The organism is Rhizobium sp. 10PS4 (assembly GCF_032464805.1).
GTDB classification, from domain to species: Bacteria; Pseudomonadota; Alphaproteobacteria; order Rhizobiales; family Rhizobiaceae; genus Rhizobium; species Rhizobium laguerreae.
On sequence record NZ_JAWDIW010000007.1, the window covers coordinates 201,265 to 226,409 of the forward strand.

26 protein-coding genes are annotated in these 25,145 nt (G+C 63.1%); 16 read left to right on the forward strand and 10 right to left on the reverse strand.

The window, feature by feature from the left end; translation table 11 throughout:
• Window positions 1–56 precede the first annotated feature (56 nt).
• Window positions 57–1,853: an acyl-CoA dehydrogenase C-terminal domain-containing protein gene (locus RWJ89_RS15510; RefSeq protein WP_168283827.1), complete on the reverse strand. Its 1,797-nt coding sequence runs from the start codon at window positions 1,851–1,853 to the stop codon at window positions 57–59.
• A 270-nt stretch (window positions 1,854–2,123) separates the two neighbouring features.
• Here RWJ89_RS15510 and RWJ89_RS15515 point away from each other — a divergent pair, with 270 nt between their 5' ends.
• A complete protein-coding gene (locus RWJ89_RS15515) occupies window positions 2,124–2,825 on the forward strand; it encodes an SDR family NAD(P)-dependent oxidoreductase (RefSeq protein WP_221944333.1) in 702 nt (233 codons plus the stop codon).
• A 79-nt stretch (window positions 2,826–2,904) separates the two neighbouring features.
• On the opposite strand, the gene RWJ89_RS15520 is transcribed toward RWJ89_RS15515, so the two are convergent.
• The gene (locus RWJ89_RS15520; RefSeq protein ID WP_316031104.1) at window positions 2,905–3,099 is read right to left on the reverse strand and encodes a hypothetical protein; all 195 of its coding nucleotides are present in this window, start codon (window positions 3,097–3,099) and stop codon (window positions 2,905–2,907) included.
• 174 nt (window positions 3,100–3,273) lie between these two features.
• On the opposite strand from RWJ89_RS15520, the gene RWJ89_RS15525 reads away from it, so the two are divergent.
• From RWJ89_RS15525 to RWJ89_RS15545, 5 genes are all read left to right on the forward strand, one after another.
• Window positions 3,274–7,059: a peptidoglycan-binding protein gene (locus tag RWJ89_RS15525; RefSeq protein WP_316031105.1), complete on the forward strand. Its 3,786-nt coding sequence runs from the start codon at window positions 3,274–3,276 to the stop codon at window positions 7,057–7,059.
• Between the two features lie 312 nt (window positions 7,060–7,371).
• Window positions 7,372–8,295, forward strand: a complete 924-nt coding sequence (locus RWJ89_RS15530; RefSeq protein WP_003545257.1) for a sulfite exporter TauE/SafE family protein — start codon at window positions 7,372–7,374, stop codon at window positions 8,293–8,295.
• Entirely contained in the window at window positions 8,295–9,095 is an 801-nt protein-coding gene (locus tag RWJ89_RS15535) for a TIGR02186 family protein (RefSeq protein WP_221944336.1), read from the forward strand. The genes RWJ89_RS15530 and RWJ89_RS15535 overlap by 1 nt, the downstream gene beginning before the upstream one ends.
• Before the next feature lie 201 nt (window positions 9,096–9,296).
• Window positions 9,297–9,854, forward strand: a complete 558-nt coding sequence (locus RWJ89_RS15540; RefSeq protein WP_221944338.1) for a dihydrofolate reductase family protein — start codon at window positions 9,297–9,299, stop codon at window positions 9,852–9,854.
• Window positions 9,855–9,997: 143 nt separating this feature from the next.
• A complete protein-coding gene (locus RWJ89_RS15545) occupies window positions 9,998–10,579 on the forward strand; it encodes a transglycosylase SLT domain-containing protein (RefSeq protein WP_003545252.1) in 582 nt (193 codons plus the stop codon).
• A 232-nt stretch (window positions 10,580–10,811) separates the two neighbouring features.
• On the opposite strand, the gene pdeM is transcribed toward RWJ89_RS15545, so the two are convergent.
• The 3 genes from pdeM to RWJ89_RS15560 form a co-directional block, all read right to left on the reverse strand.
• Window positions 10,812–11,537, reverse strand: coding sequence for a ligase-associated DNA damage response endonuclease PdeM (gene pdeM / locus RWJ89_RS15550; protein ID WP_221944340.1), 726 nt, complete (start codon window positions 11,535–11,537; stop codon window positions 10,812–10,814).
• Window positions 11,538–11,556: 19 nt separating this feature from the next.
• Window positions 11,557–14,070: a ligase-associated DNA damage response DEXH box helicase gene (locus tag RWJ89_RS15555; RefSeq protein ID WP_316031106.1), complete on the reverse strand. Its 2,514-nt coding sequence runs from the start codon at window positions 14,068–14,070 to the stop codon at window positions 11,557–11,559.
• Window positions 14,071–14,222: 152 nt separating this feature from the next.
• Window positions 14,223–14,855 (reverse strand): YitT family protein, encoded by a 633-nt coding sequence (locus RWJ89_RS15560; RefSeq protein ID WP_222043129.1) that lies wholly within the window; start codon window positions 14,853–14,855, stop codon window positions 14,223–14,225.
• A gap of 133 nt (window positions 14,856–14,988) precedes the next feature.
• On the opposite strand from RWJ89_RS15560, the gene RWJ89_RS15565 reads away from it, so the two are divergent.
• Complete coding sequence (locus RWJ89_RS15565; protein ID WP_077977495.1) at window positions 14,989–15,489, forward strand: RrF2 family transcriptional regulator; 501 nt, start codon at window positions 14,989–14,991, stop codon at window positions 15,487–15,489.
• A gap of 22 nt (window positions 15,490–15,511) precedes the next feature.
• A complete protein-coding gene (locus tag RWJ89_RS15570; protein ID WP_316031107.1) occupies window positions 15,512–15,973 on the forward strand; it encodes a carboxymuconolactone decarboxylase family protein in 462 nt (153 codons plus the stop codon).
• Window positions 15,974–16,044: 71 nt separating this feature from the next.
• Here the strand turns inward: RWJ89_RS15570 and RWJ89_RS15575 are convergent, their stop codons facing one another.
• The 3 genes from RWJ89_RS15575 to RWJ89_RS15585 all read right to left on the reverse strand — a co-directional run bounded on the left by RWJ89_RS15575 (window position 16,045) and on the right by RWJ89_RS15585 (window position 18,087).
• Window positions 16,045–16,212 (reverse strand): hypothetical protein, encoded by a 168-nt coding sequence (locus RWJ89_RS15575; RefSeq protein WP_155256802.1) that lies wholly within the window; start codon window positions 16,210–16,212, stop codon window positions 16,045–16,047.
• A 97-nt stretch (window positions 16,213–16,309) separates the two neighbouring features.
• Window positions 16,310–16,945 carry a YitT family protein gene (locus tag RWJ89_RS15580; RefSeq protein ID WP_316031108.1) on the reverse strand — a complete coding sequence of 212 codons (636 nt, stop codon included), beginning with the start codon at window positions 16,943–16,945 and terminating at the stop codon, window positions 16,310–16,312.
• Window positions 16,946–17,154: 209 nt separating this feature from the next.
• Window positions 17,155–18,087: a class I SAM-dependent DNA methyltransferase gene (locus tag RWJ89_RS15585; RefSeq protein WP_168286264.1), complete on the reverse strand. Its 933-nt coding sequence runs from the start codon at window positions 18,085–18,087 to the stop codon at window positions 17,155–17,157.
• A 141-nt stretch (window positions 18,088–18,228) separates the two neighbouring features.
• On the opposite strand from RWJ89_RS15585, the gene RWJ89_RS15590 reads away from it, so the two are divergent.
• The 3 genes from RWJ89_RS15590 (at window position 18,229) to RWJ89_RS15600 (ending at window position 20,426) form a co-directional block, all read left to right on the forward strand.
• On the forward strand, window positions 18,229–18,495 hold the full coding sequence (locus RWJ89_RS15590) for a DUF6460 domain-containing protein (RefSeq protein WP_026154422.1): 267 nt from the start codon (window positions 18,229–18,231) through the stop codon (window positions 18,493–18,495).
• A 1-nt stretch (window position 18,496) separates the two neighbouring features.
• Window positions 18,497–18,994 carry a CAP domain-containing protein gene (locus RWJ89_RS15595; RefSeq protein WP_222043127.1) on the forward strand — a complete coding sequence of 166 codons (498 nt, stop codon included), beginning with the start codon at window positions 18,497–18,499 and terminating at the stop codon, window positions 18,992–18,994.
• A gap of 85 nt (window positions 18,995–19,079) precedes the next feature.
• Entirely contained in the window at window positions 19,080–20,426 is a 1,347-nt protein-coding gene (locus RWJ89_RS15600) for an MATE family efflux transporter (protein WP_221976826.1), read from the forward strand.
• Here the strand turns inward: RWJ89_RS15600 and RWJ89_RS15605 are convergent.
• Together RWJ89_RS15605 and RWJ89_RS15610 are read right to left on the reverse strand one after the other, a co-directional pair.
• A complete protein-coding gene (locus tag RWJ89_RS15605; RefSeq protein WP_316031109.1) occupies window positions 20,402–21,490 on the reverse strand; it encodes a quinone-dependent dihydroorotate dehydrogenase in 1,089 nt (362 codons plus the stop codon). The two genes, RWJ89_RS15600 and RWJ89_RS15605, sit on opposite strands and share 25 nt — an antisense overlap.
• The gene (locus RWJ89_RS15610) at window positions 21,487–21,840 is read right to left on the reverse strand and encodes a DUF952 domain-containing protein (RefSeq protein WP_168283818.1); all 354 of its coding nucleotides are present in this window, start codon (window positions 21,838–21,840) and stop codon (window positions 21,487–21,489) included. Before RWJ89_RS15610 ends, RWJ89_RS15605 begins: the two co-directional genes overlap by 4 nt.
• A gap of 118 nt (window positions 21,841–21,958) precedes the next feature.
• Between RWJ89_RS15610 and RWJ89_RS15615 the strand changes: the two genes are divergently transcribed.
• From RWJ89_RS15615 to RWJ89_RS15635, 5 genes are all read left to right on the forward strand, one after another.
• A complete protein-coding gene (locus RWJ89_RS15615; RefSeq protein WP_168283817.1) occupies window positions 21,959–22,357 on the forward strand; it encodes a hypothetical protein in 399 nt (132 codons plus the stop codon).
• A gap of 91 nt (window positions 22,358–22,448) precedes the next feature.
• Entirely contained in the window at window positions 22,449–23,096 is a 648-nt protein-coding gene (locus tag RWJ89_RS15620; protein WP_168283816.1) for a response regulator, read from the forward strand.
• A 125-nt stretch (window positions 23,097–23,221) separates the two neighbouring features.
• Window positions 23,222–23,887, forward strand: a complete 666-nt coding sequence (locus tag RWJ89_RS15625; protein ID WP_221945034.1) for a S24 family peptidase — start codon at window positions 23,222–23,224, stop codon at window positions 23,885–23,887.
• An 11-nt stretch (window positions 23,888–23,898) separates the two neighbouring features.
• On the forward strand, window positions 23,899–24,609 hold the full coding sequence (locus RWJ89_RS15630) for a thermonuclease family protein (RefSeq protein WP_168283815.1): 711 nt from the start codon (window positions 23,899–23,901) through the stop codon (window positions 24,607–24,609).
• A gap of 102 nt (window positions 24,610–24,711) precedes the next feature.
• On the forward strand, window positions 24,712–25,125 hold the full coding sequence (locus tag RWJ89_RS15635; protein WP_168283814.1) for a tellurite resistance TerB family protein: 414 nt from the start codon (window positions 24,712–24,714) through the stop codon (window positions 25,123–25,125).
• Window positions 25,126–25,145 lie beyond the last annotated feature (20 nt).

The following is a 25,145-nucleotide window of genomic DNA, read 5'->3' on the forward strand; positions in this document are numbered from 1 at the left end:
AAGGAGGAGATAAGACCCCTCCCCAGCCCTCCCCACAAGGGGGAGGGAGAACCGGCTCAAAACGCTTCGGCGGCCAGTTCCATCATCGTGTCGGCGCCGGCTTCGATGCGGGCCTTGCGAAGTGCGGTTTCCGGCATGAGGCGTTCCATGAAGAAGCGGGCGGTGACCAGCTTGTTCTTCAGGTAATCCTCGCGGGCGGCATCGCCGGATGCAAGGCCGTCTTCGGCGGCTTTGGCCATCTTCGCCCACATATAGCCGAGAATGACGAGGCCGAAGAGGTGCATGTAGTCGGTCGAGCCGGCGCCGGCATTGTCGGGTTTGGCCATGGCGTTCTGCATGAACCACATGGTCGCGCCCTGGACGTCGTTCAAGCCCTTCTTGAGATGCTTGGTGAAGAAGGAGAGTTTTTCGTTGCTGCGGTTCTCCTCGCAGAAATCACCGATCTCCTTGAAGAGGGCCATGGCGGCGCGGCCGCCGTTCAAGGCGAGCTTGCGGCCAACGAGATCGAGCGCCTGGATGCCGTTGGCGCCTTCATAGATCATGGCGATGCGGGCATCGCGCACATACTGGCTCATGCCGTGCTCTTCGACATAGCCGTGGCCGCCGAAGACCTGCTGAGCCATGACGGCATGATCGAAGCCCTTATCTGTCATCACGCCCTTGAGGATCGGGGTGACGAGGCCGAGAATATCGTCGGCCGTCTGCCGCTCCTTCTCGTCGCTAGCGCGGTGGGCGATATCAGACTTGAGCGCGGTCCAGAGCAGGAAGGCGCGGCCGGCCTCGTTGAAAGCGCGGATGGTCATCAGCGTGCGGCGAATATCCGGATGGACGATGATCGGATCGGCCTTCTTGTCCGGCGCCTTGGGGCCGGACAGCGAACGGCCCTGGATGCGGTCGCGGGCATAGCTGGCGGCGTTCTGATAGGCGATCTCGGAAATGGCGATGCCCTGCAGGCCGACCATCAGGCGGGCCTCGTTCATCATCACGAACATGGCGTTGAGGCCGCGGTTTTCGGCGCCGATCAGAAAGCCGGTCGCCTCGTCGTAATTCATCACGCAGGTGGCGTTGGCGTGGATGCCCATCTTGTGCTCGATGGCGCCGCAGGAGACAGTGTTGCGGGCGCCGAGCACGCCGTCCTTGCCGACGAGGAATTTCGGAACGATGAAGAGCGAGATGCCCTTGGTGCCTTCGGGCGCACCCTCGATACGGGCCAGCACCAGATGGACGATATTGTCGGTCAGGTCGTGCTCGCCGGCGGAGATGAAGATCTTCTGGCCAGAGATCTTGTAGCTGCCGTCAGCCTGCGGCACCGCCTTGGTGCGCAGCATGCCGAGATCGGTGCCGCAATGCGGCTCGGTGAGGTTCATGGTGCCAGACCACGTGCCGTCCACCATCTTCGGCAGATAGGTGGCCTTCTGCTCGTCGGAACCGTGGACGAGGAGTGCCGCGATCGCGCCCTGCGTCAGGCCCGGATACATCATCAGCGACATGTTCGCGGCCGAAGTATATTCGCCGACGGCGGTATGCAGCGTATAGGGAAGCCCCTGCCCGCCGAATTCCTCCGGCACCGCAAGACCGATCCAGCCGCCGTCGCGATAGGCTTTATAGGCTTCCTTGAAGCCCTTCGGCGTCGAGACGCTGGCATCGTCGTGACGCGTGCAGCCTTCCTGGTCGCCGGAATAGTTCAACGGAAAGAGAGCTTCCTCGGCAACCCTTCCGGCCTCGCCGAGGATCGCTTCGATCATATCGGGGGTCGCGTCGGCAAAACCCGGCAGATTGTTGTAGCGCTCGAGACCCAGTACGTCGTTCAGGACGAAAAGCGTATCGTTCACCGGGGCCTTGTAGACTGGCATCTCTCAAATTCCTCCCATTCGACTGACCGGATCGCGCCGGCCTTGGGCACTGTCTTACAAAATATTGACGTTTGCGTAAACGTCAAATTCTGCGCTTGTGCCGTCTTTTCCTGAAAAAATTCGAGAGCACGAATCCGCGGCGATGAAGCACTGGCGGAGCAGACGCCATCTCATCTTCCTTGTCCATCGCAGAACGAAGTGTCGGCCGGGCAGTAGCGCAGGTCGTTCCGACGTCCTAAGTCTGTGGGACGATCCATCGAGGAAGACATCATGACCGACTTTCCCTATGAGAGCGCGCTGATTGTCGGCGCGGGCTACGGCATCAGCGCATCGCTTGCCCGGCAATTGTCGGCGCAGGGCGTCAAGGTCGGGCTCGCCGCCCGCAATGTCGAAAAACTCGAGGCGCTGGTCGATGAAACGGGCGCCAGCGCCTTTACCGCCGACGTCTCGCAGCCGGCGAGCGTCGCAGCACTGTTCGAAGAAGCCGCCGCCGCAATCGGCGGGCCTGACGTGGTGATCTTCAACGCCAGCGCGCGTCAGCGCGGCCCACTGGCCGAACTCGATCCCGCCGCGGTCGAGAAGGCGATTGCGACCACTGCTTTCGGCGGTTTCCTGGTGGTGCAGCAGGCGGCGCGACGGATGATCCCGCGCGGCCGCGGCGCCATCCTCATCACCGGCGCGTCGGCAAGCGTGAAGGGCTTTGCGCAATCGGCCCCCTTCGCGATGGGCAAGTTCGCGCTGCGCGGCCTTGCCCAGAGTGCCGCCCGCGAACTCGGGCCGATGGGCATCCATGTCGCGCATTTTGTCATCGACGGCGCGGTGCGCTCGCAGATCCGGCCGGACCGGGTGGAGAAGCCGGATGGCACGCTGCTGCCGGATGCGATCGCCCAGACCTATATCGATGTGCTTCGCCAGCACCGCAGCGCGTGGTCGCTGGAGGTGGAAGTTCGGCCCTGGACGGAGAGCTTCTGAGCCCTGCTGGCGGGCGGCTATCGCTACGAATACTACGATATTCCCGACACCGATCTCGGCCAGGTCTTCGTCTATGGCCCTAAAGGCGTGAAGATCGAGCTGCAATATCCAGGCCGGCCTGAGCGCGCGAGCGGCCATTCGATATGACGCGTTCGGGGGCAATTGCCGCCAAAAACGGCGTTTGGAACACAAACGTTAAAAAATTCGCATCGGCATTAACGGCTTGTTTACCACGTTTCGTGAAAGGTGCGGATTGAGCAGTAGTGATCCGCATCCTTTCCCCCGTCTCGCGTTCCCTTAGGATGCCGCTACATCGTTCAGCTTGAGGAAAGTCTAATTGACTATCGTCTTATGAATGGTGCGCTCAGGCCCGCGTAAAGCGGGCAGCAGACGAAAAGCCAACGATCGAGCTCTGACGAGGGGTCGAGCAGTCGAAGCGAGCAAGAAGATGAACGGATCGCGATCAAATCCTTCCCGACAGTCCGACAGGACCTCGCTCGATGCGCTGAACCGCACGATCGAAGGGCTGGAGGCGCGCATCGAAGGGCTGATGGGCAGCGGGCGCGAACAGCGGCCGCGCACGGCAACGGCCGAGCGCGATCCTTATGCCGCTTCCCATGCCCCCCGGCCCGCAAAGGCCCCGCCCGAGCTGCGGCCGGATCCGCTTGCCGAAATTCGTCAACGCCAGCGCGCGCTTGAAGCCGGCCGCGAGCGGCCTTACGCACGCGAGCAGGCTCCTCAGCTTCGTGAACCCACGCCACGCGCCGCCGCCCCAGTGCCGGCACCGGCCTTGCGCGCCGGCGACGACACGATGACGGAGATCGCCCAGGCGCTCGTCAACCTGCGGCAGGACCTGAAGCGCGACATTTCCGAGGGCGTCACCCGCGAGATGAATGCGCTGCGCACTGAGCTGCGCGAGATCAAGACAAATGCCGGAGACGGCCGTTTCGCCGACGACATGCGCGCCGATATGGGCCGCCTTGCCCAGAGCATCACTCAGCTGACCGGTCGCTCCGCCGCACCGGAGGCCACGGGCCTTCGTGAAGATTTCGAAGAGCTGCGCTCGCTGATGGACGGGCTGGCGCGCGAAGATTCGCTGCGCCATATGGAAAACCGCTGGGACGGCTTCGAAAACCGGCTTGCGGCGCTCGATACCGAGGGGCTGCAGGAAGAGCTCGTTTCGCTCGCCTATCGGCTCGATGATATCAAGCGCCATATCGGCGGCATGGGCGAGAGCCCGGCCGTTCGGGCGCTGGAAGACAAGCTGATATCGATCGCCACGGCGATGGAGCATTTCGGCAACATGATCCAGCCGCACGACCGGGTCATGTCCGAGCAGTTCGCCGCCATGGACATCCGGCTCGACGAGATCAGCCGGGCGATTGCGGCAAGCGGGCGCACGGCCACTGCGAATGATCCGGGCCTGATGCAGCGGCTGGAAAGCCGGCTTGCGGCGCTCGCCGACCAGATCGACCTGATGAGCCATGATGCGGCCAGCCGCGTGAACCCGGCCGACGAGCTGGCGATGCGGCTGGAGGCGCTGACGGGACGCGTCGAGGAGCTGACGAAGGCGGAAGCGACGTCGCGGCTCGACGAACGGCTGGAACATCTATCCTATCTGCTGGAGCGCAAGCAGGAGACGGCGCCGCAGGCCGACCTCACCGGCACGCTTTCCGACATTTCCCGCAAGATCGACGCGCTTGAGAATGGCGCCGTCAACGACGTGCTGGCGCAGCGGCTCGACCATCTCGCCCGGCGCATCGACGAGATGGCCTATCAGCAGCAGGCGCCGGCCGCTGTGGCCGACGACAGCGCCTTCCTGCGTCTCGAAGGACGGCTGAGCGACATTGCCGCCCGGCTCGAAGAGAGCACATCGGCAGCGCCGACCGATCCGCGCGCACTGAAGAACCTCGAAGACCAGATTGCCAATCTGTCGGCGCTGATGAGCGCGCCGCGCGAAAGCGCCGTAATACCCCCCGAACTCGACCAGCGCATGGGCGCGATCGAAGACTATATGGCGACGAGCGATGAATATATCATCGAGGCGGCACGCCAGGCGGCAGAGGCCGTCGTCGAAGCCTATTCGCGCCATGGCGGTCCACAGGGTGTCATGCCCGCCGCCGACATGTCGGCGCTGACGGCGCTGGCCGAGGATCTGCGCCACCTCGAGGATCTCAGCCGCGACAGCGAGGAGCGTACGCACAAGACTTTCCAGGCGCTGCACGAGACGCTGGTGCATATCGCCGACCGCCTCGACGGCATGGGAGATCGCGGCCGGCCGGCCGCCCAGATGCCGATCGCCGACGTCGATTTCGATGTCGATCCCTATGCGCTGATGGTGGCCGAAGCCGACATGAACACGACGCCGGCCGCTGCCCCGACAGCGAAGGCTTCTCCTGTTATCCGTACGGCCGAGGTCGCAGCCGAAGCTGCCGCCCCGGCACAAGCCACCGCCCCGGCACAAACCAACGCCATGAGCGGAACGAGCGCGATCGCCATCGAAGCCGCGACCAGGACGACGGAGACAGCAGCGACATCGGCAGGGACACAGGCACCGGCAAAGGCCAGCCTGCTCGCCAACCTCGGCAAGCGGCTGCTGCCCGGCAAGAAGGCCGAGAGCCGGACGACCGAACGGCCGATGATCGACCCCGCGCCGTCGATCGATCCCACCGACGTGGTGCCGACGGATGCGGCAAACGAACTGCTCGAGCCGGGCTCGGGCGCGCCAGACGTGAAGAAGATCCTTGAACGGGTTCGCGCCAGCCAGAGTGCGGCGCGCGGCAAACCTGCCGGCGAAACCGATCGCGCCGATTATATCGCTGCTGCGCGCCGTGCGGCGCAGGCGGCCGCGATGGAGGTGGATGCCAATCCGAAGCAGGCAGCCGGCAAGGCCGAGAAGAAGGGCGCGAATGCCGACAAGGCCGGCAAGGCTTCTGACAAGACGGGCAAGACCAGCGCCTTTTCGCGCTACCGGCGGCCGATCCTGCTGGCGGTCGGCGCCGTGCTGCTCGCCATCATGGCCTTTCCGCTTGCCCGAACGCTGACAAGCGGCGAGCGCGCGCCGCAGCCGCCAGCAGAAGTCTCGGCGCTGACCGGCGCCGAAAATCCGTCGCCGGCCTTGCCTGACGCGACACCTGCCCAGCCGGATGCCGCCTCTCTCGGAACGACCGCTCCGGCAGCGGATGCCACGCCGCCAGCCGCCGAACAGGCGCGGCCGGAAGCAACCCCACCGATCGGCGGCGACCATCTGACCGACGAGACACCGCTTGACGGTGAAGGGGCAGCGACCTTTGCCGCTCCCGGTCCGTCCGGCGCGGCACAGGAAACATCGGGATTCGCTCCGGCACCTGCACCGGCCATCACCATTCCCGACACCGTCCAGCCGAAATCGCTTGCCGATGCGGCCAGCGGCGGCGATGTGCTGGCACTGTTCGAGATCGGCGCGCGTTATTCCGACGGCCGCAACGGCATGACGGTCGATCAGAAGCAGGCGGCGAACTGGTACCAGCTTGCGGCCGATAAGGGCTTTGCGCCTGCGCAATACCGGCTCGGCAGCATGTACGAAAAGGGCAATGGCGTCGAACGCGACATCGCCAAGGCGAAGGGTTTTTACGAGCAGGCGGCAAACCAGGGCAATGCCAGCGCGATGCACAATCTCGCCGTGCTCTACGCCTCCGGCGCGCTCGGCCAGCAGGATTATGCGACGGCCGCCTCGTGGTTCACCAAGGCTGCGAACCTCGGCATCACCGACAGCCAGTTCAACCTGGCAATCCTCTGCGCACGCGGCAACGGGGTTCCGGCGGATCTCGAAGAGTCCTACAAGTGGTTTGCGATCGCCGCCAAGGGCGGCGACAAGGATGCGGCGCAGAAGCGCGACGAAGTGGCCAAAGCCATGAAGCCCGACCAGCTCGAACGGGCGCGCGCCAAGGCCGATCTCTGGAAGGCGGAGCCGGTCGACCACCGCACGAACGCCATCGACATCCCCGACGAATGGGCCGGCACCGGCGTCAAGACGGCGAGCGTCGACATGAAGAAGGCGATCCGCAACATCCAGGCGATCCTCAACAGTAACGGCTTCGACGCCGGCGTGCCGGATGGCGAAATGGGCGCGAAGACCGTGACCGCAATCAAGAACTTCCAGAAGTCCGTCGGCCAGGAGCCGGACGGCAAGGTGACCGATGCGACCGTGAAGGCGCTGCTCGAACGCAACAAACAGGGCAGCAAGGCAATCTGAAGCCCGCGTCGCGTTGACGCAGGAGTGTCTCTCTATTGCGGGCGATGAAAAACGCCTGGCGGCACTATGCCGCAAGGCTTTTTTCAATTTTGCTGTCGCCTGTCACAAAACCTGAAAAAAGCCGGATTATGCCCGGACATATCGATCCGCGCATCCGGCGAATCCTCTGCCACCGATCTCTCCGCCAATCTCTATGGCTAATCACGGGGCCGATCGAAAGCCTCTGGCAACGATTTCTCAGTATGGTGCGCATTCGAACGGGGACGTGACAAGAAACCGCCCGGCAGGAGCGGTCATCATTCGGGGTCGGCTGTGACAATCTATCTGCCCATCGCAGAATTGTCGGTGAACATCTTCATCATTCTCGGCATGGGGGCGGCCGTCGGATTCCTGTCTGGAATGTTCGGCGTCGGCGGCGGCTTTCTCATCACGCCGCTGTTGATCTTCTACAACATTCCCCCCGTCGTCGCCGTCGCGACCGGCGCCAACCAGGTCGTGGCGTCGTCGATATCGGGCGCGATCACGCATTTCCGGCGCGGCTCGCTCGACGTCAAGCTCGGCACGGTGCTGTTGGTCGGTGGCCTTGCGGGTGCGACGGTCGGCATCTGGATCTTCTCTTTACTGCGCGCCATCGGCCAGCTCGATCTCATCATCTCGCTGATGTATGTCATCTTCCTCGGCACCGTCGGCGGACTGATGCTGCTCGAAAGCGTCAATGCCATGCGGCGGGCAGCGCGCAACGAGCCGCCCGCACCGCGCAAGCCCGGTCACCAGCACTGGGTGCATAAGCTGCCGCTGAAGGTGCGCTTCAAGAAATCGAAGATCTTTCTCAGCGTCATTCCGATCGTCGCGCTCGGCTTTGCGATCGGCATCCTCACCTCGATCATGGGTGTCGGCGGCGGCTTCATCATGGTGCCGGCAATGATCTACCTGCTGCGTATCCCGACCAACGTCGTCGTCGGCACCTCGCTGTTCCAGATCATCTTTGTGACCGCCTATACGACGATCGTGCAGGCGGCGACGAACTTTTCCGTCGACATCGTGCTCGCCTTCATTCTGATGGTGGCGGGTGTCATCGGGGCACAATACGGCGTGCGCGTCGGCCAAAAACTGCGCGGCGAACAGCTGCGCGCCCTGCTCGGCCTGCTGGTGCTCGCCGTCGGCGTGCGTCTTGCGATCGCTCTGGTGGTGACGCCGGCCGACGTTTATTCGGTGGTGATGGGAGCGGGCAATTGATGCGCCTGGCTGCCGCTGTCATCGCATTGCTTTGCCTGCTGCCGGCCTCTGCCGGAGCGCAGTGGCTGCCGGGGCAAGCAACGGAAGCGGTGCGTGAAGGGTTAGAAATCGGCACGTCGACCAGCGAAATCGCCATTACCTCGGACTTCCACGGTGCGGATCTGACCATCTTCGGGGCGCTCTCGAATACCGACCAGCTGCTGCTCGCCATCGGCCAATATGACGTGGTCGTGGTGCTGGAGGGCCCGCGCGAGGATGCGACGGTGCGCAGGAAGGAACGCGTCTTCGGCATCTGGGTGAACACCCGCTCGATGACCTTCGAAGCGGTGCCGCATTCCTATTCGATGTCGAGCTCGCGCATGATCGACGATCTGACGACACCGCTCGAGCTGACCGATCAGGGGATCGGCATCGACCACATCCCGCTGACGCCGGTCGGCTTCGTCGGCGACGGCAGCAATCTCGGCGAGTTCCGCGACGCCTTCCGGCGACTGCAGCAGGTTGGCGGGCTCTACGACCGCAACCCGAGCGGCGTGCGGTTCGTTTCCTCCAACCTCTTCAAGGCGAGCCTGCGCTTGCCGGCAAACATTCCGAACGGCGTGCACACCGTGCGCGCCTATCTGTTCAAGAGCGGGATTTTCGTGACCGACAAATCGCTGCCGCTGCGGGTCATCAAAACCGGCATCGAGCAGACGATCACCGATGCGGCGCATGATCAGCCGATCCTCTACGGCTTTGCTGCCGTGCTGCTCGCCGTCATCACCGGCTGGGGTGCGAGCCTGATCTTCCGCAAGGACTGATCCACAGCCAAGGCGCTCAGGATTTCCTCCGAAAATAGGTTTGGCAAGGCGCTGAGCACGAAGGCCTGCGGGAGCAGCCGCTTGCCTTGAATGTTGTGCTCCAAAAAAACCGCTTGCATATCGCAATCAGTCGGCCTAACTTCCAACCAGTTGCTAAACGCAACCAGTTTTGTTGGATGGCAATTCAGAAGGAGGATGGAAATGAGAAAGCTTGTTGTCTGGAACCTGATGACGCTCGACGGTTATTTCGAAGGCACGAAGCCTTGGGATATCGACTTCCACAATTTCGCCTGGGGACCCGAGCTGCAGCGCTATGCCGAACAGTTCGGCAGGGAAAGCGATCTGCTGGTGTTTGGCCGCAAGACCTATGAGGGCATGGCCGCCTACTGGCCGACCGCCGAGGGCGAAGGTGAGATCAAGGCCTATATGAACAGCATCGCCAAGATCGCCGTGTCGCGGACGATGAGCGAGCCCGGCTGGAACAATGCCCGCGTCGTCAGCGATCCGATCCCCGAATTGACGAGGCTCAAGCAGGAGGATGGCAAGACGATCTTGATCTTCGGCAGCGCCGAGCTTGCCGACAGTCTGCTGAAAGCCGGCCTTATCGACGAAATCAGGGTTTGCCTGGTGCCGGTGATCCTCGGCGGCGGCAATCCGCTTTTCAAACCGGCAGAGAGCCAGATGCCGCTGAAGCTCATCGAATCCTCGACGACGGAAGGCGGCGCGATGATCCTGCGCTACGAGCCCGTCAAAGCGTAGTGGATGGGATGCCGTCCCGATGGTCAGGCCAGGGTATCGATCCCTGGCCGCACAAGGAAGCAGTCGGGGAAGTTCGCATTCGACTAAAAACCGGTTTTTAACATTTACGAGTTAGTAATCTCTCGGAAACGAGAGGTTTTGTCATGCGTACTCGTATCGTTCTGACGGCCGTGGGTCTCGCGCTGCTTGCCGGCTGCGCGACGGCGCCGAAGCAGACGAGGAACATCTGTGCCGTCTTCGACGAGCGCGACGGGCTCTTCTCCAGCTGGCAGAGCGCCGCCGAGCGGACGGAGAAGAAATACGGCGTGCCCGTGCCGATCCTGATGGCGACGATGTATACCGAATCCGGCTTCCAGCCCTATGCGCGGCCGCCACGCACCAAGCTGTTCGGCTTCATTCCCTGGACCCGGCCTTCGACGGCCTACGGCTATTCGCAGGCGCTCGACGGGACCTGGGATCACTACCAGTCGCAGACGGGGAACTGGACCGCGCGGCGGGCGAACTTCGCCGACGCGATCGATTTCATCGGCTGGTATCACTACCAGAACAGCGTGGAGACCGGCATTCCGCTGAACGATGCCTATAATCTTTACCTTGCATACTACTCAGGTCCGACGGGGTACAAACGCGGCGACTGGCGCTCGAACGGGCAATTGCAGCAGACGGCCCAGAAGTTTGCGCGGATGGCGGGGACGTATCAGCGGCAGTTGCAGGAGTGCGATTGAGGGTATTCAAGGGCGTGCCGTGTGGTACCCCCCTCTGCCCTGCCGGGCATCCCCCCCACAGGTGGGGAGATTGGCTGGGCTCACTGGCTTCCCCAAACAACCAGCGTCACAGCCCGGTGAAACCTTGGAGGGACGCGAAGGTTTGGCCACTTGTGATCTCCCCACCTGTGGGGGAGATGCCCGGCAGGGCAGAGGGGGCGGACACGGCACGCCGTCCAAATATGAAGGGGCACTACCCCCACAAATTCCCGTACCTGACAGAATAAATCCGGTCCTTGCCGAGCAGATGCGCCACCAGCAAAGCCTTGTCGAACAGGCCCTTCATCGCCTGATGGCCGAGATCCAGACCGCCACTCATAACACCGAAGGCCGGCATCAGCAGGCGGGCGCCGTCGGTGGCAAAGCACGGGCGGCGGACGGATTTCTCGCGGCGGCGGACGGTCGCCGACGGATGCAGGTGGCCGGCGATTTCGCCGCTCTGCAAGCCGTTCTTCGGCTCGTGCCGGAAGGTCAGGCCGGCATAATGCATCTCGTCGGCAGATGTGCCCGGCAGATCGACGATGCCATCCGGATCATGGTTGCCGTTGATCCAGATCCATTCGCGGCCGCGCGCCATCTCGACGATCAGGGCGCGAAAATTCTCCGGCAGATGCTTGGAACCGATGCGGTCGTGGAAATTGTCGCCGAGCGAGATGACGAGCTTCGGATCGTAACGAGATATGACGGCGGCAAGGACGGTCAACGTCGCCAGCGTATCGTAAGGCGGCAGCATCATGCCGCGGCGCGCAAAGGCTGCGCCCTTTTCCAGATGCAGGTCGGAGACGACGAGCAGGCCGGCATCCGGCAGATAGAGGGCACCGAGCGGATCGCAGACGGCGGCAATGCCATGGACTGCCGTTTCGACGCCTGATGTCGCGGCCAGTCCCGATATGTCGCGCGCCAGCGCCAGGCGGTTCATCAAAGTTTTTTCCTAGTCGTCATGATGCCAGAGCTTCGGCGATCAGATCGTCCGCCGCTTCGGCGAGCAGTGCATCATGGGCCTCGCCCGGCACCGCCTCGCGTCCGATTTCCAGCATCACCGGCACGGCGAGCGGGGAAATATGGTCGAGGGCGCGGTGGGTGATGTGGCCCCTGATTCGTCTCAGCATATCGCCAAGACGGCCAATGTCCAAAAGCCCCGTCGCCGCATCCTGCCGCGTCGCCTGCAAGAGGATGTGATCCGGCTCGTGGCTGCGCAGCACGTCATAAATCAAATCGGCGGAGACGGTGATCTGGCGGCCGCTCTTTTCCTTGCCCGGATGGCGGCGTTCGATCAAGCCTGCAATCACGGCGCAATTGCGGAAGGTACGCTTCAACAGGAAGGATTCGTCCAGCCAGGCTTCGAGATCGTCGCCGAGCATGTCCTCGTCGAAGAGGTCGGAGAGATTGAGCCGGCCATTGCGGATCATCAGTCCCATATCCTCGAGGCCCCAGATGGCCAGCGAATAATCGGTGGCGACGAAACCGAGAGGCTTGGCGCCTATCCGCTCCAGCCGGCGGGTGAGCAGCATGCCGAGCGTCTGGTGGGCAAGACGGCCTTCGAAGGGATAAGCGACCATATAGGCGCGGCTGCCGCGCGGGAAGGTTTCGATCAGGAACTCGTCGCGCTTCGGCAGCATCGACTTGTCGTCCTGCAGCGACAGCCAGTCGCGCACCTGATCCGGCAGGTGGCGCCAGCGATCGGGATCGGCGATCATCGCCCGCACCTGCTCGGCGAGATAGGTCGACAGCGGAAACTTGCCGCCATTGTAGGAGGGGATCTTCGGATCGAGCGAAAAGGCCTGCGACGCCAGGCACTCATTTTCGCGGATGCCCTCGAAGCGCAGCACCTTGCCGGAGAAGACGAAGGTATCGCCCGGCGACAACTGCTCGAGGAAATATTCCTCGACCTTCCCCAGCGTGGCGCCGCCGCGGCCGATTCTACCGCCCTCGCCGCGCTTGACCATGCGGATATTCAGCATCGGGCTCTCGACGATGGTGCCGAGGTTGAGACGGTATTGCTGGGCGACTGCAGGGTTGGAGACGCGCCAGCGGCCCTCCGCTGTCTTGCGGATACGGGCGTAGCGGTCATAGGTGCGGAGCGCATAACCGCCGGTTGCGACGAAATCGACGACGCGCTCGAAGGTCTCCCAACTCAGATCGGCATAGGGCGAGGCGCTGATGACCTCATCGTAGAGTTCCAGCATGTCGAAAGGTTCGGCGCAGGCCATGCCGAGCACATGCTGGGCGAGCACATCGAGCGCGCCGCGGCCAACCGGCGGGGTGTCCTGCGCGCCAATATAATTGGCATCGAGGGCGGCCTGACACTCCATGACCTCGAAACGGTTGGCGGGCACGAGGATCGCCTTCGAGGGCTCGTCCATGCGGTGGTTGGCGCGGCCGATGCGCTGGGCAAGACGCGAGGCGCCCTTCGGCGCGCCGACATGGATGACGAGATCGACATCGCCCCAGTCGATGCCGAGATCGAGGGTGGAGGTGGCAACGACGGCGCGCAGCCGGTTTTCGGCCATCGCCGCCTCGACCCTGCGGCGCTGGGCGACATCGAGGGAGCCGTGGTGGAGGGCGATCGGCAGGTTGTCGTCATTGATCGTCCAGAGCGCCTGGAAAAGCATTTCTGCCTGGCTGCGGGTGTTGACGAAGAGCAGCGTCGTGCGATGTTCGAGGAGCTGGCGGTAGACATCTGGAATGGCATATCGGGCGGAATGGCCGGACCAGGGAATACGCTCCTCGGTCGACAGGATCGAGATATCGGGCTTGGCGCCGCCTTCGACGACGACGAGGCCGGCATGATGTTCGCTACCCTCTTCCTGGCCGACCAGCCATTTCTGCAGATCCATCGGCTCGGCGACGGTCGCCGAGAGACCGATGGTCCTGAGGCCGGGGGCAAGGCGGCGCAGGCGGGCAAGGCCGAGCGAAAGCATGTGGCCGCGCTTGGAGGTGACGAGCGAATGCAGCTCGTCCAGGACGATATATTTCAGGTCCTTGAAGAAGCGCTCGGCCTCCCGGTTCGCCAGCAGCAGGGCGACCTGTTCCGGCGTCGTCAGCAGAATATCCGGCGGATTAAGCTTCTGGCGCTGGCGCTTGGCGTTCGGCGTATCGCCCGTGCGGTTTTCGACGGTGACCGGCAGGCCCATCTCCTCGACCGGCTTCATCAGGTTGCGCTCGATATCGATGGCAAGCGCCTTCAGCGGCGAAACATAGAGCGTATGGATGCCGGTGAAGGCGGAGCCGGGCGGGATCTTGCCGCGGCGGGTGAGATCGGTGAGCGAGGGCAGGAAACCGGCGAGCGTCTTGCCGGCGCCGGTCGGTGCAATCAGCAGCGTGCTTTCCCCGGCTTCGGCGCGAGCAAGCAGTTCCAGCTGATGTACACGCGGGCGCCAGCCCTTTTCCGCAAACCAGCGGGTAAAGGCGGCAGGAAGCAGGGCACGGGCTTCGGAATCGATCTGGTCCACGTCCTGAAAGTAGTCAAACGCCAGGGAAAAAGAAGAGCGGCCAAAGCATGTCGCGCAAAAGTGTGCCGCGGTTTTGCGATAACGACATGCGTAAAAACAAAGACCTAAAGCGCGATGAGCGAATCTGAAAGATCGCGACGCGCTTTAGCAATTCACATGGCGATATAGCGGTCCTTGCGGTGGTTGATGGCAATCGTCAGGTTGAGAACGATCGCACCAAGCACGGAGCAGGCGATGATGAAGGGGCTGGCGACGAAGAATGAGAGCGCCAGGATGATGCCGTCGAAGCCGAGCTGGACGAAGCCGGCGCGCCAGCCGAAGCGATCCTGGATATAGAGGGCGAGAATGCCGATGCCGCCGAGGCTGGCGCGGTGGCGGAAGAGCGCCAGCATGCCGGCGCCGATGACGAGGCCGCCGAAGAGCGCACCGGCGATGGGATCGACATGCGCCATGCTGATGAAGTCCGAGACGAATTCGGACAGGACCGAGGTCAGCGCGATGGCGGCGAAGGTCTTGACGGTAAAGGCGGCGCCCAAGCGGCGGAAGGCGAGATAATAGACCGGCAGGTTCACGGCAAAGAAGCAGAGGCCGAAGCTGAAGCCCGTCGCATAATGGGCGAGGAAGGCAAGTCCCGCCGTGCCGCCGGCAAGCAGCCCCGCGCCGGAGAGAAGCGTTACGCCGAGCACGGCGAGCATGCTGCCGGCGACGATGCCCTGGGCGTCGTCGAAGAGCGAGTGACGATCGGCGCTGGAATTCAGAAGGCCTGCGAAAGCGTTGGATGCCATGTTGTTCCCCTGTCGGCGTTTCCGTCTTCTATCCGGGGTCAGGATAAAGGCAAGTAGCAAGCAGCAAGCCCGCCTCTTGACATCAGGCATAATCGTGGATATTTTTTATCCACGAATTGAGGAGGCCAGGTGCATGAAGATGGGCGATGGGGTCGAGCAGGCCATTCACAGCGTTGCGATGCTTTCCGGCCTCTCCGAAGGCGGCGTGCTTTCGGCCGCCGCGCTGGCGGAATTCCACGGCGTTTCGACGAGCTATCTGCTGAAGCATCTGCAGGCGCTGTCGGGCGCCGGCATCCTGGATACCGTACCGGGGCCGAAGGGCGGATATCGCCTGGCAAAAGCGCCGAAGGAGATTTCACTGCTCGACATCGTGCTCGCGGTCGAGGGGTCTCAACCAGCGTTCCGCTGCGCCGAAATCCGCCAGCGCGGCCCGAACCCGGTCTCCGATCGCTTGTTCGCCCAGCCCTGCACCATCAACGCGGCGATGCTGAAAGCCGAACGGATCTATCGCGCCGAACTCGCCAAGACGAGCCTGGCCGATATCGGCATCGAACTTGCCGCCGTCGACGACGGATCGATCGCAGCCAGAGGCTGCGCCTTTCTTGAAATCCATGAACGCAAGACGGCTCGTTGAGCCACAACAAAGGAGAAAGAGCATGCAACCACGCTTCAATTTCGCCAAAGCCGCTCCCGACGCCTACAGGGCAGTCGCCGCGCTCGAGCAATATGTCCAGTCCTCCGGGCTGGAGCGCCGCTTCATCCACCTGATCAAGCTGCGCGCCTCGCAGATCAACGGCTGCGCCTATTGCGTCGACATGCATGTGAAGGAAGCGCGCCATGATGGGCTCTCCGAACAATGGATCAACCTGATGTGCGTCTGGCGGGAATCCCCGGTCTATGACGCCCGCGAACGGGCGCTGCTCGGCTGGGTGGATTCAGTGACCAATATCGCCAAAACAGGCGCGCCGGATGCCGACTACGAGACGCTGAAGGCGCATTTTTCCGAGGAAGAAATGACCAAGATCACGGTGGCAATCGGCGCCATCAACATCTGGAACCGGCTTGCCGTCGGCTTCCGCTCGCAACATCCGATTGATGCGGCGCAAAAGGCGGCGTGATCGAAATCTGCTTTTGCAGGGAATTCATCCTGGCAACCGACCCGAAAATCTCGGGTCGGTCGAATATCGGGTCACTCGCGATCCCTGGTGGCCCGTACGGCAACGGCGTCAAACCGATTGCCCGAGATGTCGACGCTGTTGAACAGGTCGCGGACGACTTTCGCAATTTCTTCTGCGGAAGCGCCCTTGGCGTATTCTTCCTGCATACGGCGTCTCACAAGTTTTTCCAAATCTGACATAGTTCACCTCATCAAATCCGGCGCGAGATGAGTTTGGCGCCGAGACCGATCACAGGCAAGTTACGTTTTATTTAGAATGGCTTACGGATTGGTAATGTTAGAGCGCGATGTAACGGTCGGCCCGGTGATTGATGGCGACGAAGAGGTTGAGGACGACGGCGCCGAGCACCGAATAGAAGACGACAGGCGGCGTGGTGACGAAGAAGGCGGCGGCGAGCACGCACATGTCGATGGCGAGTTGGACGAGGCCGGCGCGGATGCCGAAACGCTCCTGCAGGTAGATGCCGAGGATGCCGACGCCGCCGAGGCTGGCGCGGTGGCGATAGAGGGCCAGCAGGCCGAAGCCGAGCAGCAGGCCGCCGAGAAGTGCCGCCCAGGCCGGATGAATGCTTGAAATGGACAAGAAGCGCGACTGCACATCGGCAAGCACCGACATCAGGCCGATGGCGATGAAGGTCTTGATGGTGAAGGCCATGCCGAGTCGCTTCCAGGAGAGATAGAAGAACGGCAGGTTGAGCAGGAAGAAGGCCAGACCGAAATTGGCGCCGAAGGCATAATGCAGGAGGAAGGCCACGCCGGCCGTGCTGCCTGTGAGAAGGCCGGCGCTGGCGAGCACATAAAGGCCGAGCGCCGCAACGAGGCTGCCGGAGAATATGCCCTGCACGTCTTCGATCGGAGTGTGGCGCGTCGCAGTCGTATTCCAAAAACCAAGGGCATTGATGAGCTGTGTCATGTCGCCAGTCTCCACGGCAGACGAGTTCAAGAACGCGCTTGGGAAACCCGGCGCGGCGGAATTTTGGATCATGAAAGGAGCCCGAGCGCCTCGGCGTGATATTGCCGGGCGCTCTGCCGATGCCATGCAGTATCGGGCTTTTCGTCCTTCGGATCAAGCGAAATAGGTAAGCAATACTGACCTATCTAAAAATCGCAAGAAATGTTCGCTCAAGCAGGTTTTTGCGTAAGGATTAGAATGCCGGAAACCGGTTTTCCGCCATCTTTGCGAATGACCGATTTGACGGTCTTGAGGATTTGGAAGCCGTGACGGGCAAGAAGCATCCTGACATAGCTTTCCGAATGGGCATAACGCAGCGACGGGGCGAGATGGAAACCCTCGCCCTCCCCCGCATCCTCGACGGAAAAGGCGATATCGCCGCCTGGTGCAGCGAGTTCTCCGACGATGGCAAAGACGCTCTCGAGATTGCCGAGATACATCAGCACGTCGGCTGCCGTCACCAGGTCGGCGCGATAGCGCGCGGCATCCGCAAAGACGCCGGAGCGCTCGGGCGCGAGCGAGAGATCGGCCTGGGCGAGACTGTCATAGACATGTTTCTCGGCGGCCTTGGCCAGCATGTTCTGCGAGAGATCGAAGCCCTCGAGGCGGCCGACACGGCCGCGGATTTCAAGGCCGAGCAGGCCGGTGCCGCAGCCGAGATCGACGGCCCCTTCGTAGCGCCTGCCGGTGGAGGCGATGAGCGCTGCGAGCTTCTGCGGGACGCTGTAGTCGAGCTTTTCGACAAGCGCTGATTCGAAACGGTCGGCATAGTCGTCGAAGAGGCGCTCGACATAGCGGCTCGGCGGCAGGTCAGGCGTGGCTGCGTCACCGAGAAGGGCGAGCTTGAGGGCGGCGCCGAAAATGTCCTCGGGATCGAGGGCAAGCGTCCTGCGATAGGCCTCGATCGCGGCCTCGCCCCTGCCCGCCTTTTCCAGATAGGTGGCAAGGCGATACCAGCCGGCGGCCCAGGCAGGCACGAGCTCGAGAGCCTGTTCCATCAGTTCGGCAGCCGCTTCCGGCTCGCCGCCTTCTTCGAGGATCCTGGCATAATCGGCGCGGCGGTCGGCGATAACGTCGCCTGAGGAAAGCTGGTGGGGCTGCATAAGTTGACCTTGGTTCGCCCGCATTTGGCGGCGGCCACAAAAAAACTCAAGTCCTATTTCAGAGGCGGAGCGGCCAATTCCGGAAAGGGCTTGCAGGCGCCGCGCCGCGACCTTATTCCAAGGGCAAACAGGAGATGGCTTATGTCCGATCAGGCGAACAGGTTCCTCGGCGATTCAATCGGCCGCACATTGATAAAGCTTATCGTGGTGTCGCTGATCGTCGGTTTCGTCATGACCGTCTTCGGCCTGACGCCGTGGGGCATCATCTACGGCATACGCGATTTCATCCTGGAGATCTGGTACCGGGGCTTCTCAGCGCTTGGGCGCGTCGGCGACTATCTGATCCTCGGCGCGACGATCGTCATCCCGCTCTTCATCATCCTTCGTCTTTTCAGCTACCGCCGGTAACATGACATCCATCGATCTTTCCAGACGTAGCCTGCTGCGCCTTTCCGGACTTGCGCTCGCAGCCGGCATCGCCGGCTGCACCACGACCCCGCGGCTCGCCGGCACGCCGTCAGACGGCGAGGACGAGACGGCGAGCGTGCTGCCGCTCGTCAACCAGCTCAGGGCCAAAAACGGCCTGCCGCCGCTTGCCGTCGATCCGGCGGCGAGCACTGCCGCTCTTTTCCAGGCAAAACGCATGGCCAGCGCCGGCAAGATGGCGCATGTGATGGGTATAACCGACAGTTTCGGCGCGCGCGTCAAGGCGAGCGGCGTTCGGCTGCCGGCGGCGGAAAACATCGCGTCGGGCCAGCAGAGCGTCGATGCCGTGGTGACGGCCTGGATCAACTCGCCGCATCACCTGGAAAACATGCTGGGACGTTATGGCGGCCTTGGCGTTGCCGTCGCCCATAATACATCTTCCAGGAACCTGCCCTATTGGGCCATGGTGCTTTCCAGCTGAGGTGATTCCGCCTGCAGCAGTTCAAAGTGTACGGCGTCCTTTGGGCGTTTGAGAAAACGCGCGGCGCCGAAGCGGCGAGGCAGGCATGGATAGCAGAACCAACGACAATGCGCTGGCATTCGACGTGACGCACCTGATGGTGCTGTCGATTGCCATTCCGATGATGCTCGGCTTTCTGACGACGCCGCTGCTCGGGCTGACGAACACTGCCGTCGTCGGTCATATGGGCGACCCGGAAGCGCTTGCGGGACTGGCGATCGGCGCCATGCTCTTCGATCTCATCATGGGCAGTTTCAACTTCCTACGCGCCTCGACGACAGGGCTGACGGCGCAGGCCTATGGCCGGCGGGACCAGCACGAGCAGCAGGCGGTCTTTTCCCGGGCGATGATTTCGGCGCTCGGCTGCGGTCTGGCGCTGCTCTGCCTTTCGCCCCTGCTGATCACCGCCGGGCTGAGGCTGATGGGCGCGCATGGGCCGATTGCAGAGGCGACCAGCACCTATTTTTCGATCCGCATCCTGGCAGCACCGGCGGCACTGGCGAATTACGCCATCCTCGGTTTCGTGCTCGGGCGCGGCCAGGGCAGTATCGGGCTGCTGCTGCAGGCAATCATCAACGGCATCAACATCGTGCTCTCCATCTATCTCGGCCTGACGCTCGGCTGGGGCGTAGCCGGGGTCGCCTGGGGCACAATGGCTGGCGAAACCGTCGGCGCGCTTGCCGGACTTTTCATCGTACTCAGCGGCTTTAACAAGGCCGAGCGGCCTCAATGGGCGGAGGTCTTTTCCCGGCACCGGCTGGCCGAGCTTTTCGCCCTCAACCGCGACATCCTGATCCGTACCTTCGTGCTGCTCGGCGCCTATACCGTCATGACGCGGATCGGCACCAGCTTCGGCGCGGTGACGCTTGCCGCCAATGCCGTGCTGATGAATTTCTTTCTGCTGTCCGGCTATTATCTCGACGGGCTTGCCAATGCCGCCGAACAGATCGCCGGCCGGGCGATCGGCGCGCATTACCGGCCGGCCTTCGACCGCGGGATGAAGCTGACGATCTTGTGGTCCTTCGGGCTGGCGGCGATCGGCTCGGCCTTCTTCTTCCTCGCCGGCCCCTGGCTGATCTCGGTGCTGACGACCTCACCCGAGGTGCGGCAGGCGGCAGAGATTTATCTGCCCTGGGCGGCGGTGACGGGCCTGACCGGCGCACTCGCCTTCCTGATGGACGGGGTCTTCATCGGTGCCACATGGTCGGCCGACATGCGTAACCGGATGCTGATCTCTTTTGCAGGCTATCTCCTGATGCTCGCGGCCTTCGTGCCGCTCTTCGGCAATCACGGTCTCTGGCTGGCGATGAACGCCTTCCTGCTCTTCCGCGGTTTCTTCCTGGCGATGCTCGTCAAACCGCGGGCCGATCAGACCTTTCGCGCCGCCCAATAATCCAGTCTGGTATCGCGCAGGTCGCGGATCGAGCCGGCCTTTTCGCGGTCCAGGAGTTTCGACAGGCCGCGGACGATATCGCCGGCCAGGCCTGGCCCCTCATAGACCATGCAAGAATAGAGCTGGACGAGATCGGCACCCGCCCTGATCTTCTCCAGCGCGGTCTCGGCCGAGGACACGCCTCCGACGCCGATGATCGGCAGATCAGGGCCGACGCGCTTGCGCATCCTGGCGAGCACGGCCGTCGACTTTTCGAAGAGCGGCACGCCGGAGAGACCGCCCGCCTCCTTCGCCTGGCGCTGATCCTTAAGGCCGTTGCGCGACAGCGTGGTGTTGGAGACGATCAGCCCGTCGAGCGCATGCGAGAGCGCTTCCGCGGCGATATCGTCCATGCCTTCCTCGGTCAGATCAGGCGCGATCTTCAGAAAGACCGGGATCTTCCGGCCGGATGTCCCCGCCATCTCGTCGCGTGCCGCAAGCACTGATGACAGCAGCACCGCAAGGCTTTCGCGCCCCTGCAGATCGCGCAGACCGGGCGTGTTCGGCGAGGAGATGTTGGCGGTGAAATAGCGCGCGACGGAATAGAAGCGGCGGATGCCGGCGGCGTAATCGGCGATGCGGTCTTCGCTGTCCTTGTTGGCGCCGATATTGACGCCGATCATGCCACCGCCCCTCAGCGCGGCGAGGCGCCCGAAGGCGACATCATGGCCTTCATTGTTGAAACCGAGACGATTGATGACGCCTTCATCCTCGACCAGGCGGAAGATGCGCGGGCGCGGATTGCCGGATTGCGGCTTCGGCGTCACCGTGCCGATCTCGGTAAAGCCGAAGCCGAGCTTCAACAGCGCCTCCGGCACCTCGGCATTCTTGTCGTAGCCGGCGGCCATGCCGAGCGGATTTTCAAAGGCAAGGCCGGCAACAGTCAGGCGCAGGCGCGGATCGGGCGTCAGCTGGCAGGCGGGCACGAGGCCGGATTTCAAGGCGGCGATCGACATGCCGTGCGCAGTTTCCGGATCGAACAGGAAGAGACCCTTGCGGGCGAGACGCTTGAAGGGATCGATCATGGCTGCAGCTCCGGGAAAACATGGGCGCCGGCCTCGTCGAGCGGCAGCGGCGCCTCCCAGAGCACGGCGGCAAGCGGCAGATCGGCGTAGAGGTGCGGGAAAAGGTCGCCGCCGCGCGAGGGCTCGAAGACCAGCTTGTCGGCGAAGCGGCTGCCATCGACGGCAATCAGCAGCAGGCCGGACTGTCCGGCAAAATGCAGGGCGGCAGTCTGCTTCACCTGCTCCGCCGTCGAAAAATGGATGAAGCCGTCCTTGAGATCGATACCGGCGCCATGAAAAGTGCCGGTTTGTCTGGCTTGCTGCCAGAGCGTTTCCGTCACGATCTTGTAAAGGGTGGGTGTCAGGGTCATCATGGCCTCACGATAGGCTGTTCCTCGGTCACGAGGGCTTTGCCGGAAAGAGGCGGCGATGTCCACGCCCCGGTGCCGAAAACGGAACCGCTAAAAGCAAATTCCGGAGGATGAGACGATGAAGGCATTCGTTATCACGCTTGGCATATTTCTGACGCCGCTGGCGGCCGCGGCGGTCGAACCCGATGCGGGCCGGTTCCAGCTTGAGAAGAGCGGCGACCATTTCGTCCGGCTCGACCGGCAGACCGGGGCAATGTCGATCTGCCAGGACAAGGACGGCGCCCTCGTCTGCCGCATGGCGGCCGACGAGCGGGCAGCCTATGAGGACGAACTCGACCGGCTGGCGAAGCGGGTGACGGCGCTCGAACAAGGTGGCGTCATCCAGCGCGCGCTGCCGAGCGATGCCGAGGTCGACCGTTCCATCAGCATCATGGAGCGGATGATGAAGAGTTTCATGGGGATGGTGAAGGAGTTCCAGGCCGAGGAAAACACCAATCCCCTTCCGCGGAAGACCTGATCTGATATAGTCACTATGAGCAAGCTGGCGTGCAACGCGGAGGGGCGGAGGCACATGCCGGCATGATCGGGCTCTTGGGAGGGAGTTTTCGATGCAGGAACAGACCATCATCATTGCGGACGATCATCCGCTTTTCCGTGACGCGCTGCGCCAGGCGGTGATCGGCATGGAAGGCCGGCAGTCGATCGTCGAGGCCGGCGATTTCGCCGCCGCGCGCCGGGCCGCCGGCGCCCATGCGGATGCCGACCTGATGCTGCTCGATCTCGCCATGCCCGGGGTCAGCGGCTTTTCCGGCCTGATGGCGCTGCGCTCCGAATTCGCCAGCCTGCCGATCGTCATCGTCTCGGCAACCGACGATGCGACGACCATCCGCCGGGCGCTGGAACTCGGTGCCTCCGGCTTCATTTCCAAATCCTCCGGCATCGAGGATATTCGCCGCAGCATCCAGACGGTGCTTGCCGGCGATATCGCCACGCCGGAAAGCTATCGCGAAGGGCAGGAGCAGGATCCCGATGTCGCCGACCTGATCCGCCGCCTGCATACGCTGACGCCGCAGCAGAGCCGGGTGCTGACCATGCTCGGCGAAGGGCTGCTGAACAAGCAGATCGCCTACGAACTCGGCGTCTCCGAGGCGACGATCAAGGCCCATGTCTCGGCGATCCTGTTGAAACTTGACGTCGACAGCCGGACGCAGGCCGTCATCCAGCTCGGCAAGATCAATATGGCGATGGTTGCCTGAGCGATACATTTCCCTTTAGAAACAGGATTTTATTCCTCTTTCATCTTTACTCAGACGGCACGGTCGATTAATATTGCGCCGGGTTGAAGCGCGGCGTTGAAATGAGCCGCGACGGAATCGCGCGCATGCTGTCACACGACCAGATCTGGGAAGCGCTCGACAGGCTTGCCGAACGGCACGACCTGACGCCATCGGGACTTGCGCGCCGCGCCGGCCTCGACCCGACCTCCTTCAACAAATCGAAACGGCTTTCTGCCGACGGTCGGCTGCGCTGGCCCTCGACGGAATCGATCGCCAAGGTGCTCGACGCCACGGGGGCGAGCATGGAACAGTTTATGGCCTTCATGCGGCCGGACGCCGGCTCTTCCGGACAGCGGGAAGGCGCATTTCCCCAGCAAGGCGGCTCTATTCCGCTACTCGGCTTCGCGCAGGCGGGCGCCGGCGGCTTCTTCGACGATGGCGGCTTTCCGGCCGGCCAGGGCTGGGACGTGGTGGAATTTCCGGCCGCCCCGGCACGGAAGGCAGGCGTCTATGCGCTGGAGGTGCAGGGCGAAAGCATGATGCCGCTCTACCGCGACGGCGACGTGCTGATCGTCGAGCCGGGGGCACAGGTGCGCCGCAACGACCGCGTCGTCGTGCGCACAAACGAGGGCGAGGTGATGGCCAAGGTGCTGCTGCGCCAGAGCCCGCGGTCGATCGAGCTGCTGTCTCTCAATCCCGAACATCCCAACCGCACCCTCGAGCTTTCCGACGTCGCCTGGATCGCCCGGATCATCTGGGCCAGCCAATAGGAAGATATTCCATGCGCCCTGCCGCCTTCATCACAGGTATCACGGGGATGGCGGTGGTAGCCGGCCTGCTGCTGGCAGGCGAAGCAAGGCTTGGCGGCGGCACGGCCGGCGAAGAGACGGCGTCCGCAGAAGAGGCGGCAACGGCAGCGGCAGATGCTGCTCCCGAACCCGGCGAACCCGCGGCGATGTCGGACGAGCGTGCCGAAATGATTGCTCGCTCAGTGGAACCGGCGACTCCGCCCTCCCCGAGGACAGGTGACGACGGGACACCCAAACCGGCCGATGCGCCGCAACGAGCGGAGACGGCGGCCGAGGAAACGTCAAGCCCGGCTACGGCAAAGGCGATGGAGCTGGCGCGGCCGATGGTCGACAATGCCGGCATTCTTTCCTTCGGCGAGCGCCGGCTTCAACTTGCCGGCATCGTGCCGACGCCGGTCGACAGGATATGCGGGCCGGCGGGCCGGCAGTGGCCCTGCGGCATGATGGCGAAGACGGCGCTGCGCCTATTGTTGCGCAACCGAAGCGTCAGCTGCGATCTCGAGGCAGCGGAATGGAAGGAAACAGTAACGGCTGCCTGCCGGCTCGGCACAGAGGATCTCGGCTCATGGCTCGCCGAAAACGGCTGGGCGGAAGCAGCAGTGGGTTCGCCGCTTGCGGAGATCGCCGAGACGGCCAGGCAGGCGGGAAAAGGCCTCTACGGCGATGATCCGCGCCGCAATTAAACCGGCAGCCACGACAGGGGTCGGACACCCCCGGATCGGGCCGATCCCTTGTAATGGCTGTCGCCAATTCCTAATCTGGGCTGACCGAAAAAGGAATCAGAGATGAACAAGCCGCTTTCCGCCCATGACGCGCTGATCTACGTGATGGTGATGGCATCCGCCGTCGACAGCACGATGAACGACAGGGAGATGACAAGGATCGGCCAACTGATCGGATTCCTGCCGGTTTTCCGGGATTTCGACGACGACAAGTTGATTGCGGTGGCGCGCGACTGCGCGGCGCTGCTGGCCGGGCCGGAAGGCCTCGACGTCGTTCTCGAAACCGTGCGCGATACCCTGCCCGCAAAGCTCTACGACACGGCCTATGCGCTGGCCGTCGAGGTCGCATCCGCCGATCTCTCGGTCAAGGCGGAGGAGTTGCGGCTGCTCAGCTTGCTGCGTGACCGGCTCGGCCTCGACAAGCTCACCTGCGCGGCGATCGAGCGCAGCGCAATTGCCCGGTTCCGCAAGGCCTGAAAGGCAAAGCATGTCGCGCA

Excerpts from the sequence above, each read along its gene's own strand:
- RWJ89_RS15510 (WP_168283827.1), bottom strand. The coding sequence starts at position 1,853 with ATGCCAGTCTACAAGGCCCCGGTGAACGATACGCTTTTCGTCCTGAAC.
- RWJ89_RS15515 (WP_221944333.1), top strand. The coding sequence starts at position 2,124 with ATGACCGACTTTCCCTATGAGAGCGCGCTGATTGTCGGCGCGGGCTAC.
- RWJ89_RS15520 (WP_316031104.1), bottom strand. The coding sequence starts at position 3,099 with ATGCGGATCACTACTGCTCAATCCGCACCTTTCACGAAACGTGGTAAA.
- RWJ89_RS15525 (WP_316031105.1), top strand. The coding sequence starts at position 3,274 with ATGAACGGATCGCGATCAAATCCTTCCCGACAGTCCGACAGGACCTCG.
- RWJ89_RS15535 (WP_221944336.1), top strand. The coding sequence starts at position 8,295 with ATGCGCCTGGCTGCCGCTGTCATCGCATTGCTTTGCCTGCTGCCGGCC.
- RWJ89_RS15540 (WP_221944338.1), top strand. The coding sequence starts at position 9,297 with ATGAGAAAGCTTGTTGTCTGGAACCTGATGACGCTCGACGGTTATTTC.
- RWJ89_RS15545 (WP_003545252.1), top strand. The coding sequence starts at position 9,998 with ATGCGTACTCGTATCGTTCTGACGGCCGTGGGTCTCGCGCTGCTTGCC.
- pdeM (WP_221944340.1), bottom strand. The coding sequence starts at position 11,537 with ATGAACCGCCTGGCGCTGGCGCGCGACATATCGGGACTGGCCGCGACA.
- RWJ89_RS15560 (WP_222043129.1), bottom strand. The coding sequence starts at position 14,855 with ATGGCATCCAACGCTTTCGCAGGCCTTCTGAATTCCAGCGCCGATCGT.
- RWJ89_RS15565 (WP_077977495.1), top strand. The coding sequence starts at position 14,989 with ATGAAGATGGGCGATGGGGTCGAGCAGGCCATTCACAGCGTTGCGATG.
- RWJ89_RS15570 (WP_316031107.1), top strand. The coding sequence starts at position 15,512 with ATGCAACCACGCTTCAATTTCGCCAAAGCCGCTCCCGACGCCTACAGG.
- RWJ89_RS15575 (WP_155256802.1), bottom strand. The coding sequence starts at position 16,212 with ATGTCAGATTTGGAAAAACTTGTGAGACGCCGTATGCAGGAAGAATAC.
- RWJ89_RS15580 (WP_316031108.1), bottom strand. The coding sequence starts at position 16,945 with ATGACACAGCTCATCAATGCCCTTGGTTTTTGGAATACGACTGCGACG.
- RWJ89_RS15585 (WP_168286264.1), bottom strand. The coding sequence starts at position 18,087 with ATGCAGCCCCACCAGCTTTCCTCAGGCGACGTTATCGCCGACCGCCGC.
- RWJ89_RS15590 (WP_026154422.1), top strand. The coding sequence starts at position 18,229 with ATGTCCGATCAGGCGAACAGGTTCCTCGGCGATTCAATCGGCCGCACA.
- RWJ89_RS15595 (WP_222043127.1), top strand. The coding sequence starts at position 18,497 with ATGACATCCATCGATCTTTCCAGACGTAGCCTGCTGCGCCTTTCCGGA.
- RWJ89_RS15600 (WP_221976826.1), top strand. The coding sequence starts at position 19,080 with ATGGATAGCAGAACCAACGACAATGCGCTGGCATTCGACGTGACGCAC.
- RWJ89_RS15605 (WP_316031109.1), bottom strand. The coding sequence starts at position 21,490 with ATGATCGATCCCTTCAAGCGTCTCGCCCGCAAGGGTCTCTTCCTGTTC.
- RWJ89_RS15610 (WP_168283818.1), bottom strand. The coding sequence starts at position 21,840 with ATGACCCTGACACCCACCCTTTACAAGATCGTGACGGAAACGCTCTGG.
- RWJ89_RS15615 (WP_168283817.1), top strand. The coding sequence starts at position 21,959 with ATGAAGGCATTCGTTATCACGCTTGGCATATTTCTGACGCCGCTGGCG.
- RWJ89_RS15620 (WP_168283816.1), top strand. The coding sequence starts at position 22,449 with ATGCAGGAACAGACCATCATCATTGCGGACGATCATCCGCTTTTCCGT.
- RWJ89_RS15625 (WP_221945034.1), top strand. The coding sequence starts at position 23,222 with ATGCTGTCACACGACCAGATCTGGGAAGCGCTCGACAGGCTTGCCGAA.
- RWJ89_RS15630 (WP_168283815.1), top strand. The coding sequence starts at position 23,899 with ATGCGCCCTGCCGCCTTCATCACAGGTATCACGGGGATGGCGGTGGTA.
- RWJ89_RS15635 (WP_168283814.1), top strand. The coding sequence starts at position 24,712 with ATGAACAAGCCGCTTTCCGCCCATGACGCGCTGATCTACGTGATGGTG.